The organism is Streptomyces drozdowiczii, from assembly GCF_026167665.1.
GTDB lineage: Bacteria > Actinomycetota > Actinomycetes > Streptomycetales > Streptomycetaceae > Streptomyces > Streptomyces drozdowiczii_A.
The window spans coordinates 2,008,862-2,022,436 of sequence record NZ_CP098740.1; the positions used below are offsets into that span (position 1 = coordinate 2,008,862).

Sequence of the window (13,575 nt, forward strand, 5' to 3'; positions counted from 1 at the left end):
GGGCGTCCCTACCAGCGGTCGCGGTGGACCACGTCGGCCACCGGGCGGCGGCGGACCGGGCCGAAGTTGCCCTGCGGCCATCCCACCGGGATCGCGGCGAAGGTGTGCATGTCCGAGGGGATGCCGAGGGCGTCCTTCCACTCCTGCTCCAGCATCAGGTGCCAGATGGTGATGTTGGCCGCGAGGCCCAGCGCCCGCGCCGCCAGCAGGATGTTCTGGACGCCGGGGTAGACGCAGGAGCCCTCGGCCAGCGCCTGGAAGCGCGTCTGGGTGTTCGCCATGTGGTCGAGGCCGGCCGGGCCGAGCGAGGCCGCGTAGATCCCCAGGCCCTCCTCGTCGAAACGCGGCTCCGGGAACTTGTAGCAGGGGATGATCAGCGCCGGGGTGTCCGCGAAGTGGTCGCGCTGGTACTCGATCGCCGCCACCATCCGCCCGTACGCGGCCTCGTCCATGCCCGTGGGCGCGTGCTTGCCGGTCGTCGCGAGGTAGGCGTCCACGCAGCGCTTCCAGAGCGGGGCCAGCTCGGCCATGACCGCGCGGTCGGTGACGACGACGTACTCGTAACACTGCATGTTGCCGCCGCTCGGGCCCCACACGGCGGCCTGTATGAGCTGGTCGATGGTCTCGTCCGGCACGGCGTCCGGCTTGAGGCGGCGCATGGCGCGCATCGTGGACATCGTGGGGAAGAGGGCGGGGCCGTCGGGCGAGGGCGCGTCAGCGTAGCTCGTTTCGAAGGTCATGATCGCGGAGTCTACGGCCCGATTCCCGTACCGATAAGGCCCCTTGGGGTGCCGCCCGACGCCCCCTCGCGCCGGGCGGCGGGCCGTCACAGCCCGGCGCGCAGAGCGTTCACGCGGGCCGCGGCGGCGTCGAAGGCGGTCGGGTCCAGGGAGTCGCCCAGGGCGTCGGCCAGCGCGGCGACGGCCTCGTCGCCCTGGGAGACGCTGCGGGCCGAGCAGAGCAGCAGGTCCATCCCGGCGGCGGCGGCCTTCACGGCGCGCTGCGACGTACTGCCGTAGGACGAGAGCGCACCGGCCTCCAGCGCGTCCGTGACGGTGACGCCCTTGAAGCCGAGCCGGTTGCGCAGCTCGCCGACGACGGTCGGCGAGAGCCCGGCGGGGCGGGCGGAGTCCAGGCCCGTGTAGATCGCCCAGGAGAGCATGACGAGCTTGACGCCCGCCGCGATGGCGTCCCGGTAGGGGGCCTCGTCCACGCTGCGGAGGGTCGAGGCGGAGGTGGTGATCGTGACGGACCGCAGATCGGTGTTCTGGCTCGCCGTCGCCGGGCCCAGGCCCGGGAAGTGCTTGGCGGTGGCGGCGACGCCCTCGCGCTGCTGCGCGGTGATGAAGTCCGCGCCGCAACTGGCCACGGCGGCGGCCGACTTGCTGTACGAGCGCTCGTACTGGTCGGTGAAGTCGCCGGCCGTGCGGTACACGTCGAGGACCGGGGCCAGGTTGACGTTCATGCCGACGCCCGCGAGGTTGAGGCCCGCGCCGCTGCCGGTGAAGTCGGCCCAGTAGTGCGGGTCGGACGAGGCGCCGACGTCCTTCGCGGACTTGACGGGCTCCCCCGGCAGGCGGCGGATCATGCCGCCCTCCTGGTCGGTCATGAGGAGGAGCGGCGCCTTGACGGGGGACGAGGCGCGGGCCTTCTCCATGGACCGGATGACGCCCTCGATCTGCGTCAGGTTCTGGACGTTCTCGCCGAAGAAGATGACGCCTGCCGTGTGGCCCTGCTCGATGGCCGTCATCAGGGACGCGGGGGGCGTGAGGCCGGGGTACGAGTGGATGACGCGCTGCCCGGCGCGCTGGAGGGGCGACAGGGCGGAGAGGCGTGGGCGGGTGCTCTCCGGCAGCCGGCGGGCCGCCTCCGCCGCGCCGGCCGCCGGGCCCAGACCGCCGGCGAGGGCCGCGGCCCCGGCGATCAGGGCGCCGCGCCGGCTCAGGGGTGGGGTCATGACGTGCTCCTTCGTGAACGGTCATGGGGGCGGGCGGGGCCGGAGCGGCCCGACCGGGCCGCTCCGGCTCGTACACCTATACGTTTACGTTCACGGCGTGTTGTTCGCCAGGGCGAGGAGGCGGGAGCGGTCGCCGCTGAAGCGGTCCCGGTCGACGTTGCCGGAGACGCCGCTGACCGCGCCGGTGGAGCTGTACTGCCAGACCGTCCAGAAGGGGAAGCCCGACGGGATGCTGGGGCTGCCGGCGGAGGTCCAGTGCGCGACCCAGAGCGGGCTGAGCGCTGACATGCCGTTCCAGCCGCCGGTGCAGGTGTTCCACCAGCTCGGGCTGGTGTAGATCACGACGTCACGGCCGGTGCGGGCCTTGTACTTGTTGTAGAAGTCGAGGACCCACTGCCGCATCCCGGCCTGGGAGTAGCCGTAGCAGGTGCCCTCGATGTCCAGCACGCCCGGAAGGGTGAGGTTGTCGCGGGACCAGGCGCCGCCGTTGCTCGCGAAGAAGTCGGCCTGCGCCGCGCCGCCGGAGACGTCCGGGCGGGCGTAGTGGTACGCGCCCCGGATGACACCCGCGTTGTAGGCGTTCAGGTAGTTGGCGCTGAACGTCGGGTCCTTGTACGTCAGGCCCTCGGTGGCCTTCATCCAGGCGAACTCGATGCCCGCCCCGCGCACCGAGTTCCAGTTGATGCCGCCCTGCCAGCTGGAGACGTCGATGCCGACCGGGTTCGCCTTCAGGTTGGCGTCCGGCTTCGCGTCCAGGGCCAGTCGGCGGGTGTCCGGCTTGAAGTCCTTGCTGTCCTGGACATAGCCGACGCCCATGTACCCCTTGCCGAGCGGGACGGGGTTGTCCTGGCGGGGCGCCGACGAGGCGGTGCCGGACATCAGGCCGAGCAGCAGCGCCGCGCTCGTGCCGAGGACGCCGGCCGCGGTGAGTCTCTTGCGAGTGATCATGAGGAGCCTCCTGCTGGTGGGGGGAGCGGCCGTGGCCGGGCCGCTCGGGCAGCACGCTTCACGCATGGGTCTACGCGCGTCCACTTGTCGCGAACACGACATAGTCAGCCACAGAAGCGGCCCTCCGGTAAATAGCTTCCAGTCTTCGTTAGTGGTCTAGACCGCCATCCGCCGCCCTGAACTGCGCGAACTCCCGCCGCCCGGCAGAACTTTCCGCGAGACCGACCCGGTCCGCCAGGCCCGGCCCCCACTCGATCGGGTGGACGTTCCCTCCCAAAGGCATGATTCGCGGGCAAATGACCTTGGCGAGCGCGATCATGCCTCGGTGATCTCTACCAACCGGACGGTCCGCCGTCCCAAGTCCCCTGTGCTGGCCGGGTTCGGCGGCGTTCTCGCCCTGCTGAGCCTGATCCCGGCGATCCCCGCGACCGCCGCCGCGCCCGCGCGCGACAGCGCCGTACGCACCACCGCGTATGCGGCGCCCCGGCCGGTGACGCCCGCCGAACGCCGTACCGCCGACTACCTGGACTCGCTGCGGGAGCGGCCCGCTCAGCTGCGGGCCTTCTTCAAGGAGCTGCCCAAGGGCGGTGACCTGCACAATCACCTGTCCGGTGCGGTGACCACCGAATACCTGCTCCAGCTCGCGATCGAGCAGGGGCTCTGCATCGACGCGACGATGACCGCGGTGGCGTCGCCGTGCGCCCCGGGCGCCCGCCCGGCCTCCGACGCGCGCACGGACCCCGCGTTCCGGCAGCAGATCATCCGGGCCTGGTCGATGCAGGACTTCCCGGCCGACGAGTCGGGGCACGACCACTTCTTCGACACCTTCGGCAAGTTCGGCATGGCCACCTGGTACGCCCGGGGCAAGATGCTCGCCAACGTCGCCGACACCGTGGTGAAGCAGAACCAGTTCTACCTGGAGACGATGGTCAGCCCGGCCTCGGACAGCGCCAAGACACTGGCCGACGCGGTGGGTTACGACGCCGACTTCGCCGCGCTGCACCGCAAGCTCGTCGCGGGCGGCAAGCTGGACAAGGTCATCGACGAGGCGGTCCAGGAGGCCGACGACAGCGACGCGCAGTTCCGCGAGGCCGCGCACTGCGACACCCCGCGCCCGGCGCCCGCCTGCAAGCTGCCCGTCCGCTGGATCTCCCAGGTCTCCCGGGGCAGTTCCCCGGTCCGCGTCTTCACGCAGATGGCCGTCGGCATGCGGCTGGCCGAGCGCGACCCGCGGTTCGTCGCGGTCAACCTCGTCCAGCCGGAGGACTGGGACAGCTCGCTGGAGAACTACAGCCTCCAGATGCGGATGCTGAAGTACCTGCGCGGGCAGTACCCGGGCGCCCACCTCACCCTGCACGCCGGTGAGCTGGCCCCGGGCCTGGTCAAGCCGGAGGACCTGACCTTCCACATCAACGAGGCGGTCCGGGTCGCCGGTGCCGAGCGCATCGGCCACGGCGTGGACCTGGTCCACGAGGACGACTGGCGCGCGCTGGCCCGGACGATGGCCCGGCGCCACGTCGCCGTCGAGGTGCCGTTCTCCAGCAACAAGCAGATCCTCGGCATCGCGGGCGACGAGCACCCGTTCAACGCGTACCGCCGCTACGGCGTACCGATCGTGCTCTCCACGGACGATCCGGGCGTCTCCCGGATCGACATCAGCCACGAGTACCAGTACGCGGCGAAGACCTACCGCCTCTCGTACACCGAGCTGAAGGACCTGGCCCGCGCCTCGCTGGAGTACGCCTTCCGCGACGGCCGCAGCCTGTGGGCCACCGGCACCGCCCCGTCCGGCTACCGCGTGGTGGCGGCCTGCCGCGCCGACCGCCCCGGTGACGGCCGCCCGAGCGCGCGCTGTGCGCGGTACCTCGCGGGCAGCCCGAAGGCGGCGACGGAGTGGCGCCAGGAGGTCGCCTTCGCCGCGTTCGAGCGGGCCCACGGGGGCCGCGGCTGAGCCCGCGGGGCAGCCGTTCCACCACGTCCGGGCCGCGGGGCCGTCCCCCCGCGGCCCGGTCGCGTGTCCGGGTCCCGCCTCAGCCGCGCCCGCCCGGGGCGAGGGTGATCCGCACGTTCTGGGGTGCGTCGCGGGGGAAGGTCCAGACGCGGCCTGCGGTGCTGACCGCGGTCAGCGCGGTGTCGTCCAGGGCGACTTCGCGGAACGGGTCGGACCAGCGGGAGACGGCGAGCCATTCGAGGGTGCTCTCCCCGTCGTCCCGGGTCAGCGCGACCCAGCCGATGGAGCCGTGCCGGGCGGACTCCCCCGCCGAGGCGCGGCTTCCCCCGTGGACGTGGACGGCGTGGGTGGATTCGACGTCCACCCAGTCCTCGGTGCTCCATTCGGTGGCCCGCAGGATCTCCAGCCACTGCCAGCTCTCGGCCCGCGGATCGCCCGACCCTCCGGGCGGCTGCGTCCGCAGGAGGTCCATCACGCGGAGGGAGCCGTCGGCGAACACGATGACGTCACCGTCGGGCGCCTCCCGGTCGCGCCACCGGCGGTGCACCAGCTGGGCCATGGGCGTCGCGGTCGCGTCGTTCATGCGCTCGATTCTGGCACGGGGTACCGGGCTCCCCCGGCTCAGAAGCCGCCCCCGAAGTCCCCGCCGCCCCCGAAACCGCCGCCGTCCCCGAAGCCTCCCCCGTCGCCGAAGCCGCCGCCTCCGAAGCCGGACGAGTCGAAGTCCGTACCGGAGAAGTCACCGCCGGAGAAGTCGCCGCCCAGGTCACCGCCGCCGTAGTCGCCGCCCCGTAGTCCGCCGCGTACGCCGGGGTGGCCAGCATCGAGCCGAGCATCGTGCCGACCAGGAGGCCCGGCAGCAGGCCGCCGCCGAAGTAGCCGCCCGCCCAGGGGCCGTAGGCCGGGCCCGCCTCCCAGTACGGGCGGCGGGTGCCGTCGCCCATCTCGACGGTGCGGCTCATCGGGCCCTCGCCCTCGTTCAGCCGGGTCTCGTCCGCCGCGCACACCGGGACCTCCCGCGCGCTGCCGCCCGAAGGGGCCCAGCGGACGTCCGCGACCGAGGGGCCGTGGCGCGGGTCGAAGAAGCAGGGCGGGCGGCGGGCCGGGAGTGCGCGGCCGGAGCGTCGGGCGTCGAGCACCGCGAGCGAGTAGCGCCCGTCCTCCAGGGCCTGGGTCACCCCGCGCACGTCCGAGGGGTGTTTCGCGCCCGCCATACGGGACTTGGCGCTCTCGTAGGAGTCGAGGGCGCGTTCGTAGTCGCCGCGCATCGCGTCGTCGGCGCCGGGCTCCGCCGGGTGGAAGTCGAGCCGTTCCAGGGTCTCCCCGTACGCCGTGATGTCCTCGTCCACGACCACCCGCAGCCTGTCGAGCGCGAGCCGCTCCTCTTCCTCCTTGCGCCTGCGGTTGCGGCGTACGACCGTGTACGCGGCGGCCCCGCCGAGGACGACCACGGCACCGGTGACGGCCAGGCCGACGGCGGCCGAGCTGCCGTTGGACGCGGAGTGCTCGCCGCCGCTCCAGGAGGCGGGGGCGCTGCCCCGGGCCTGTTCGACGGCGCGGTCCACGAAGGCGTTGAGCTGGGTCGCCGCGTCGGTGTCCGCGCCGGGGGTCTTCACGGCGGCGGTGAGGTTGATGACGGCGTTCCGGGACATGACCTGGGGGTCGGCGCCGGCGCTGAAGCCGTCGCCGAGGCGGATCGCGTAGACGCCGGTGATGCCGGTCTCGGCGCGCAGGGTGCGCAGCACGGTGTCCTCGGGGAAGGCGGCGGTGTTCGGCAGCACGGCCACGAACACCGGTTTGTCCGCGTCCTCGATCTTCTTGCTCAGCGCGGCGGCCTGGCTCCGGGAGAGCTGGTCGGATGCGGCGGGGTCGACGTAGACGGGGCCCCTGCGCAGGGCCTGGGCGACGTCGTTCACGGTGGAGGCGCCGGTCGCGGCGGGGGTCGCCGGGGCCGCTGCCGGGGCCAGGAAGAGCGCGAGGGCGGACAGCAGGGCCAGGAGCCCCGCCAGGAGCGCCGCCGGGGCCGTGGAGACGAGAAACGGCCTGTTCCGCATACTCCCAAGCTAACGCACACGCGTGCGAAACGGGTCGGGACGTACGGAACGGGCGGGCGGCCTCCTGGTGCCGCCCGCCCGTCCCGCGTCGTCAGGCGGCCCGGTAGGCCGTCCTGAGCTTCGCCACCGCACCGGTCAGATCACCGGTGAGCAGCAGGTGGTCGGCGTCCGCGAACGGCTTGGACACCTTCTCGGTCAGCTTGCCGCCGATCTTCTGCTGGACCAGCAGCCGGGCCTGGCCGACGATCTCCCGGCCGGCCTCGCTCCTGCCGAGGCCGGTGCGCTCGGCGACCTGGGCGGCCAGGCCGAGCAGGGCGAGCGTGACCTCGCCGCCGGCCGGGGGCTTCTTCAGCGTGGTGAGGCCCCAGCCGTACGGGAACTGCGGGTCGTACGAGGCGTCGCCCACGTTGATCGGGAGCTGCGCCTCGGACTTGGGCCAGGTCACCGGGAGCTGCCCGGTGAAGGCCCGCTTGCCGAAGAGGACGTCCGCGACGCCGTCGCCCTCGGAGCCCGGCAGCCAGGACGCCACCAGCGCGTCGATGCCGTCGAGCTGGTCCCCGATGAGCTGGGGGCGGCCCGAGACGATCAGGACGGCGCACTTCATCGCGGCGCAGACCTTGTCGATCGCGGCCCGGTCGGCGTCGGACAGCTTCAGGTCGTGCCCGTTGCCGACGTCACCGACGCCCTCCGCGTACGGGGTCTCCCCGACGACGACCACGCCGACGTCGTAGCCGGCGGTGTCGGCGGACGCGTCCTTGGAGTACGTGACGGACGCGGCGTCCTTCTTCATGGCGGACAGGATCGTGGTGCCCGGGGTGATGGCACCGGAGGAGCCCTGCCAGCTGACGGTCCAGCCGCCGGCCTGGTTGCCGATGTCGTCGGCGTTGGAGCCGGCGACGTACACCTTCTGCGAGGACTTCAGCGGCAGCACGTTGCCGTCGTTCTTCAGCAGGACCTGCGACTTGGCGGCGGCCTCGCGGGCCACGGCCCGGTGCTCCGCCGAGCCGATCTTCTTCAGGTTGGCGGTGTCCGCGTACGGCTGCTCGAAGAGGCCCAGCTTGAACTTCTGGGTCAGGATGCGGGAGACCGCGTCGTCGATCCGGGACTGCGGGATGCGGCCCGCGGTGACCTCGTCCTGGAGCGTCTTCGTGAAGTCCTTGTACTCGGTCGGGACCATGATCATGTCGAGCCCGGCGTTGATCGACGTGCGCACGTCGCTCGCGTAGTCGCCGGGGAGCTGGTCGATCGCCTTGTAGTCGCTGATGACGAAGCCCTCGAAGCCCATGCGGTCCTTGAGGACACCGTTGATCATCTCGGCGTCGCCGTGCATCTTCACCGGGCCCTGGTCGTCCCCGATGATGTCGAGCGAGGAGTAGGACGGCATGACCGTGCCGACGCCCCGCTTCACCGCGTCCTCGAAGGGCGCGAGGTGGACGGCCTCCAGCTCCTGCCGGGTGACCTTGGTGACGCCCTGGTCGGTCGTGTACGAACCGGTGGTGGACGAGCCGTACTCCGTACCGCCGTCCCCGACGTAGTGCTTGGCGGTGGCCAGCACCTTGTCGTTGCGGTCCAGGTCCTTGCCGTCGGCGGCGCCCTGCATGCCCTGGATCACGGTCTCCAGGGACTTCACGAGGGCCGGGTCCTCACCGTAGGACTCGTAGGAGCGGCCCCAGCGCTCGTCGCGCGAGACGCAGAGGCAGGGCGCGAAGTCCCACGGGACGCCGGTCGCGCGGACCTCGCTCGCGGTGACGGCACCGGTCTTCTCGGCCAGCTTCGGGTCGCGCGTGGCGCCGAGGCCGACGTTGTGCGGCATGACCGTCGAGCCGACCAGGTTGTTGTGGCCGTGCACCGCGTCCACGCCGTAGATCAGCGGGATCTGGAAGCGGGTGGCCTGGGCGCGCAGCTGGTAGCCGTCGATCATCTTGGCCCACGCCTCGGGGGTGTTGGGCGAGGGGACCGAGCCGCCGCCGGAGAGCAGCGAGCCGAGGTCGTACGTGGCGATGTCGCCCTGCGAGGAGAGCGCGTTGCGCTCGGCCTGGGTCATCTGGCCGGCCTTCTCGGCGGGCGACATCCGGGCGAGCAGGTCCGCGACGCGCTGCTTCACCGGCAGCTTGGCGTTCTGGTACGGGAGCCCGTGGGCGTCGATGACGGCCTGCGGGTTCTCCTTCGGCGGCCGGGCGCCGGTGACCGTCAGCTCCAGCGGGACGGTCTTGGCGGCGGCGGCGCCGGAGACCTTCTTCGTCGCGACCCTCACCTGGTGGGTGGTGCCGGACGCGGTGCCCGCCGGGAAGGTGTACGTGCCGCTGACCGGCGTGTAGTCGGTGCCGGGCTTGGCCGTGCCGCCCTTCGTCTCGTACGCGACGGTGACGGGCTCGTCCAGCGGGACGGACCCGGTCGTGGTGAGCGTGAAGCCGAGGGACGCGGAGGCGCCCTGCTTCACCGGGACCACCGCCGCGTCGGTGACGACGCTCGCCTTCAGGGCCGCGTCGGCCTTGCCGTACAGCTCGACGCCGTCCATGGCGAACGTGCCGGGGGCGCCGGTCGGCAGGGTGAGGGCGTACCCCCACATCTCGTTCAGGCCGAGGACCTGGTCGATGCCGCCGACGGGCTGGTAGTCGCCCCGGTAGGCGAAGTCGGCGAACGGGATCTCGACGAGGTGCCAGCCCTCCCAGTCGTCGGTGAACGAGGTGGTCCACAGCTCGGACGCCTCGCCGTTGGCGCCGCCGTCCTTGATCTCGAAGTTGATCCGCTTGCCCGAACCGGGCGGCAGGGGCGCGGTGTTCTGGCCGTACCACCAGAAGCGGATGCCCTTGTGGGCGGACCAGTCGTGCGGCTGCGCGTCGGCGGCGTAGTCGTGGCTGAAGCCGCCGTAGCCGCTGATGTCGTAGGTGCCTTCGAGGACCTTGGCGCCCTCGGGGGCGTCGGACCGGTCCTTCAGCGCCAGGGTGGGCGGGTCGTCGGCGTCGCCGCCCCAGGTGAAGATGCCCTCGGCCGGCTGGCCGGCGAAGGGCACCTCCCCTCGAAGCGGTCGACGGCGACCGGTGCCGGTTCGTCGGCGGCCGGTGCCGCCGTGGACGGGACGGCGCCGGCGAGCAGGCCGGCCACCACGGTGGCGGCGGCCAGCACGGCGGTCGCGGGTCTCGCCCGGCGGCGGGTGCGGGGTGGCATCTGTGCGGCTCCTTCGTACGGTGGCCGCGCGCGGCCCGGCGGGGGTGCCGGGCCGTGCGCGGGACGCGGGTGGTACGGGAAGGTGACGTGCCTGTGGGGGGTGGTGGTGCGTGGGGGTGTCTCTGGGCCGGGTCCGGGGGCGCTACTTCTTCTGCTCCACCCGCACCCAGTCGATCTCCGCCTTGACGCCGCCCTGCGCGACCCGGTCGACGCTGGACTGCGGAAGGCCCCAGTACGGGCTGGTGACCTTGTTCCACCCGGCGGGGTACGCGCCGCCGAGCGCCAGGTTGAGGATCACGTACTGGTTGTGGTCGAAGACCCATTTGCCGCGCGTGGACTCCAGCTTGGAGCGGGAGGTCGTCTGCACGACGCGGTCGTCCACCGTGAACGTCATGCCCTCGGGCGTCCACTCGACGCCGTAGGTGTGCCACTGGTCGGCCCGGCCGCCGTTCGCGTACGTCTGCTGCTTGCCGATGTTGCCGTCGGCGGAGTAGCCGGGGCCGTGCAGGGCGGAGCTGGTCCAGTCGCCGTAGCCGATGTTCTCCATGATGTCGGTCTCGCCCGAGCCGGGCCAGGACACGTCCGGGTTGTCGACGTCGCTGCCGAGCATCCAGAAGGCCGGCCAGAAGCCGTCACCGACCGGCAGCTTCATGCGGGCGCTGACCTTGCCGTAGGTGAAGTCGAACTTGGTGTTGGTGTCGATGCGGCCCGAGGTGAAGTCGAAGGTCCCGGCGGGCGTCCGGGTGCAGCCCTTGCAGTACTTCGACTGGAGGACCAGGGAGCCGTTCTCGGTACGGATGTTGTCCGCCGAGTCGACGTACGCCTGGGACTCCCCGTTGACCGGGTTCATCTCCGTGCCGGTGCGCACGACCCGCCATTTGCTGCGGTCGAGTCCCGAGCCGGTGAAGTCGTCGAAGAAGGTGGTGGTGTAGGCGCCGCCCGGGTTCTTGGGGAGGGCCGGGTAGGCGGCGTTCGCGCTGCCGCCGGTGCCCCACACCTGGAACTCGTAGAGGGAGTAACCGAATTGGGCGGTGGCGGGCGCGGGGTTGTAGAACGAGCGCCGCTCGACACCCAGCATCCGGACGTAGCGGCCGGTCGCCGGGGTGGGCAGCTTGACGGTGTCGTGCCGTCCGACGGCGTCGCCGGGCGACTTGACGTCCGCGCGGCGGGCGGCGACCTCCGAGGCGGACGGCTGGTAGACGGTGCGCCAGGTGCGGTTGTCGTCGGAGACCTGGATGCGGTAGTCGACGGCGTAGGCCGCCTCCCAGTACAGGTCCACGGTGTCGATGGTGGAGGTGGCCCCGAGGTCGACGCCCACCCAGCGGTTGGCGTTCCAGTCGCTGGACCAGCGGGACTGGTCGGCCTTCAGGTCGGCGGGCCATCCCCCGTCGGTGACGAAGGCCGGGGAGTTGCCCGCGTGCTGGTAGAAGTCGCCGTACGCGGGGTGGTTGAGGGCGAGGTTGGTGCGGGTGGTGGAGGCCGGGGCGGGCTCTCCTCCGTACACCTTGAAGGAGTACAGCGAGTAGCCCCAGGGGGTGGCGCGCTGGATGCCGCGCATCCGGACGTAGCGGCCGGTGACCTCCTGCGGGTAGGTGTGCGCGGTGACGCTGCCGCCGGTGCCGTCGTCCTCGGTGTAGAAGGTGGTCCAGTCGGTGCCGTTCCTCGACACCTCCAGGACGTACTTCTTGCCGTAGGCGGCCTCCCAGTCGAGGGTGACGCTGCTGACGCGGATGACGGAGCCGAGGTCGACGCGGATCCAGGCGTTGTCCGCGAAGTCGCTGGACCAGCGGGTGGTGCCGTTGCCGTCGGCCGCCGCCCCCGGTCCGGAGGCGGCGTTCTCGCTGCCGGAGGCGGTGACGGCGCCCGGGTTCGCCGTGTACGCGGCGGCGGCCCGGTCGGTGTCCCAGGCCGCGGCCTGCGCCGCCGCCGGCTTGGGGACCGGGGCGGCGAAGGCCATGGGGGCGGCGAGGGCGATCAGAGCGGCGGTGGTGGCTGCCAGGGTCGTACGAGAGGGCATGGTGGGGCTCCCGTTCGAATCAGTGAGGGTGACGCGGCCACGCGCGGCGGTGGGGCTATGAGGCGTCGCGGGTGAGCCGGATGGTGTCGCGGTACCACTTGGCGCTGTCCTTGAGCGTCCGCACCTGCGTGTCGTAGTCGACGCGGACGATGCCGAACCGCTTGTCGTAGCCGTAGGACCACTCGAAGTTGTCCATCAGCGACCAGGCGAAGTAGCCCCGCACGTCCGCACCTTGGGCGCGGGCGGCGGCGACGGCGGCGATGTGGTCGGCGAGATAGGTGGTGCGGTCGGCGTCGTGGATCTCGCCGTCCTCGGAGACGGTGTCGTCGAAGGCGGCGCCGTTCTCCGTGATGACCGTCGGGAGGCCGTAGTCCTTCTCCAGACGGACGAGCAGGTCGGTGAGGGCGGTGGGGGTGATCTCCCAGTCCATGGCGGTACGCGGCAGATCGCGCTCCACCTGGCGGGTGACGGGCAGCCCCTCCGCGTCCGTGGTCGCGCCGTCCTCCGTGACGCCGGAGAACAGCGAGCCCCGGTAGAAGTTGACCCCGAGCACGTCCAGCGGCGTCGAGATCGCGGCCAGGTCGCCCTCCTGGACGGGCAGTTCGATGCCCTGGGCGGCGAGGTCGGCGACGATGTCCTCGGGGTAGCCGCCCTTGACGACCGGGTCCAGGTAGAGCCGGGCGCCCAGGCCGTCGGCGCGGCGGCACGCCTCCGCGTCCTCGGGGCTGTCGGTCTCCGGGGTGGCGGTGCCCAGGTTGAGGGTGATGCCGAGTTCGAGGTCGTTGCCCCGGGCGGCGGCCTGCTCGCGCAGGTACTGCGAGGCGAGTCCGTGGCCGAGGAGCAGGTGGTGCACGGCGTGGATGGCCTCGCCGAAGTTCTGCCGGCCCGGCGCCTGGCCGCCGTAGGCGTAGCCGAGCATCGCGGAGCACCAGGGCTCGTTGAGCGTGGTCCAGTGCGTGACCCGGTCGCCGAACGCGTCGTAGGCCAGCGCGGCGTACTCGGCGAAGCGGTACGCGGTGTCGCGCACCGGCCAGCCGCCCGCGTCCTCCAGCTCCTGCGGCAGGTCCCAGTGGTAGAGGGTGACCCAGGGGGTGACGCCCTTGGCCTCCAGCTCGTCCAGCAGGCGCTTGTAGAAGTCGAGGCCCTTGGCGTTGGCCGGGCCCCGGCCGCCCGGCTGGATGCGCGGCCAGGCCAGCGAGAAGCGGTACGTGTCGACGCCGAGGTCCGCGATGAGCTGCACGTCCTCCGGCATGCGGTGGTAGTGGTCGCACGCCACGTCGCCGTTCTCGCCGCGGACGACCATGCCCGGCACCCGGCAGTACGTGTCCCAGATGGACGGCGTTCTGCCGTCCTCGGCCGCCGCGCCCTCGATCTGGTACGCGGCTGTGGCGACGCCCCAGCGGAAGCCGGCGGGCAGACCGGGTACGGCCTGGGCGGCGATCTCGCGGGCGTATGCCTGGGGGGTGACGAGGTTCATGGT

General features: G+C 72.1%; 7 protein-coding genes and 2 pseudogenes. 1 reads left to right on the forward strand and 8 read right to left on the reverse strand.

Annotation, left to right across the window (positions count from 1 at the left end):
- Positions 1–8 precede the first annotated feature (8 nt).
- The 3 genes from NEH16_RS08910 to NEH16_RS08920 form a co-directional block, all read right to left on the reverse strand.
- Positions 9–740 (reverse strand): nitroreductase family protein, encoded by a 732-nt coding sequence (locus NEH16_RS08910; RefSeq protein WP_265540872.1) that lies wholly within the window; start codon positions 738–740, stop codon positions 9–11.
- A gap of 86 nt (positions 741–826) precedes the next feature.
- Positions 827–1,957, reverse strand: a complete 1,131-nt coding sequence (locus NEH16_RS08915; protein ID WP_265540874.1) for a glycoside hydrolase family 3 N-terminal domain-containing protein — start codon at positions 1,955–1,957, stop codon at positions 827–829.
- A gap of 90 nt (positions 1,958–2,047) precedes the next feature.
- Positions 2,048–2,905, reverse strand: coding sequence for a GH25 family lysozyme (locus NEH16_RS08920; protein ID WP_265540876.1), 858 nt, complete (start codon positions 2,903–2,905; stop codon positions 2,048–2,050).
- A gap of 325 nt (positions 2,906–3,230) precedes the next feature.
- Here NEH16_RS08920 and NEH16_RS08925 point away from each other — a divergent pair, with 325 nt between their 5' ends.
- Positions 3,231–4,856 (forward strand): adenosine deaminase family protein, encoded by a 1,626-nt coding sequence (locus NEH16_RS08925; protein ID WP_265540878.1) that lies wholly within the window; start codon positions 3,231–3,233, stop codon positions 4,854–4,856.
- Positions 4,857–4,935: 79 nt separating this feature from the next.
- On the opposite strand, the gene NEH16_RS08930 is transcribed toward NEH16_RS08925, so the two are convergent.
- From NEH16_RS08930 to NEH16_RS08950, 5 genes and pseudogenes are all read right to left on the reverse strand, one after another.
- Entirely contained in the window at positions 4,936–5,439 is a 504-nt protein-coding gene (locus NEH16_RS08930) for a hypothetical protein (protein WP_265540880.1), read from the reverse strand.
- Between the two features lie 38 nt (positions 5,440–5,477).
- Positions 5,478–6,910: pseudogene (locus NEH16_RS08935) on the reverse strand (hypothetical protein).
- A 91-nt stretch (positions 6,911–7,001) separates the two neighbouring features.
- Positions 7,002–10,078, reverse strand: a pseudogene (locus tag NEH16_RS08940) (glycoside hydrolase family 3 protein).
- Between the two features lie 142 nt (positions 10,079–10,220).
- Positions 10,221–12,095, reverse strand: coding sequence for a discoidin domain-containing protein (locus NEH16_RS08945; protein ID WP_265540882.1), 1,875 nt, complete (start codon positions 12,093–12,095; stop codon positions 10,221–10,223).
- Between the two features lie 55 nt (positions 12,096–12,150).
- Positions 12,151–13,572, reverse strand: coding sequence for a GH1 family beta-glucosidase (locus NEH16_RS08950; protein ID WP_265540884.1), 1,422 nt, complete (start codon positions 13,570–13,572; stop codon positions 12,151–12,153).
- Between the last annotated feature and the right edge of the window lie 3 nt (positions 13,573–13,575).

Coding starts and splice junctions, on each gene's coding strand:
- NEH16_RS08910 (WP_265540872.1), bottom strand. CDS start 740: ATGACCTTCGAAACGAGCTACGCTGACGCGCCCTCGCCCGACGGCCCC.
- NEH16_RS08915 (WP_265540874.1), bottom strand. CDS start 1,957: ATGACCCCACCCCTGAGCCGGCGCGGCGCCCTGATCGCCGGGGCCGCG.
- NEH16_RS08920 (WP_265540876.1), bottom strand. CDS start 2,905: ATGATCACTCGCAAGAGACTCACCGCGGCCGGCGTCCTCGGCACGAGC.
- NEH16_RS08930 (WP_265540880.1), bottom strand. CDS start 5,439: ATGAACGACGCGACCGCGACGCCCATGGCCCAGCTGGTGCACCGCCGG.
- NEH16_RS08945 (WP_265540882.1), bottom strand. CDS start 12,095: ATGCCCTCTCGTACGACCCTGGCAGCCACCACCGCCGCTCTGATCGCC.
- NEH16_RS08950 (WP_265540884.1), bottom strand. CDS start 13,572: ATGAACCTCGTCACCCCCCAGGCATACGCCCGCGAGATCGCCGCCCAG.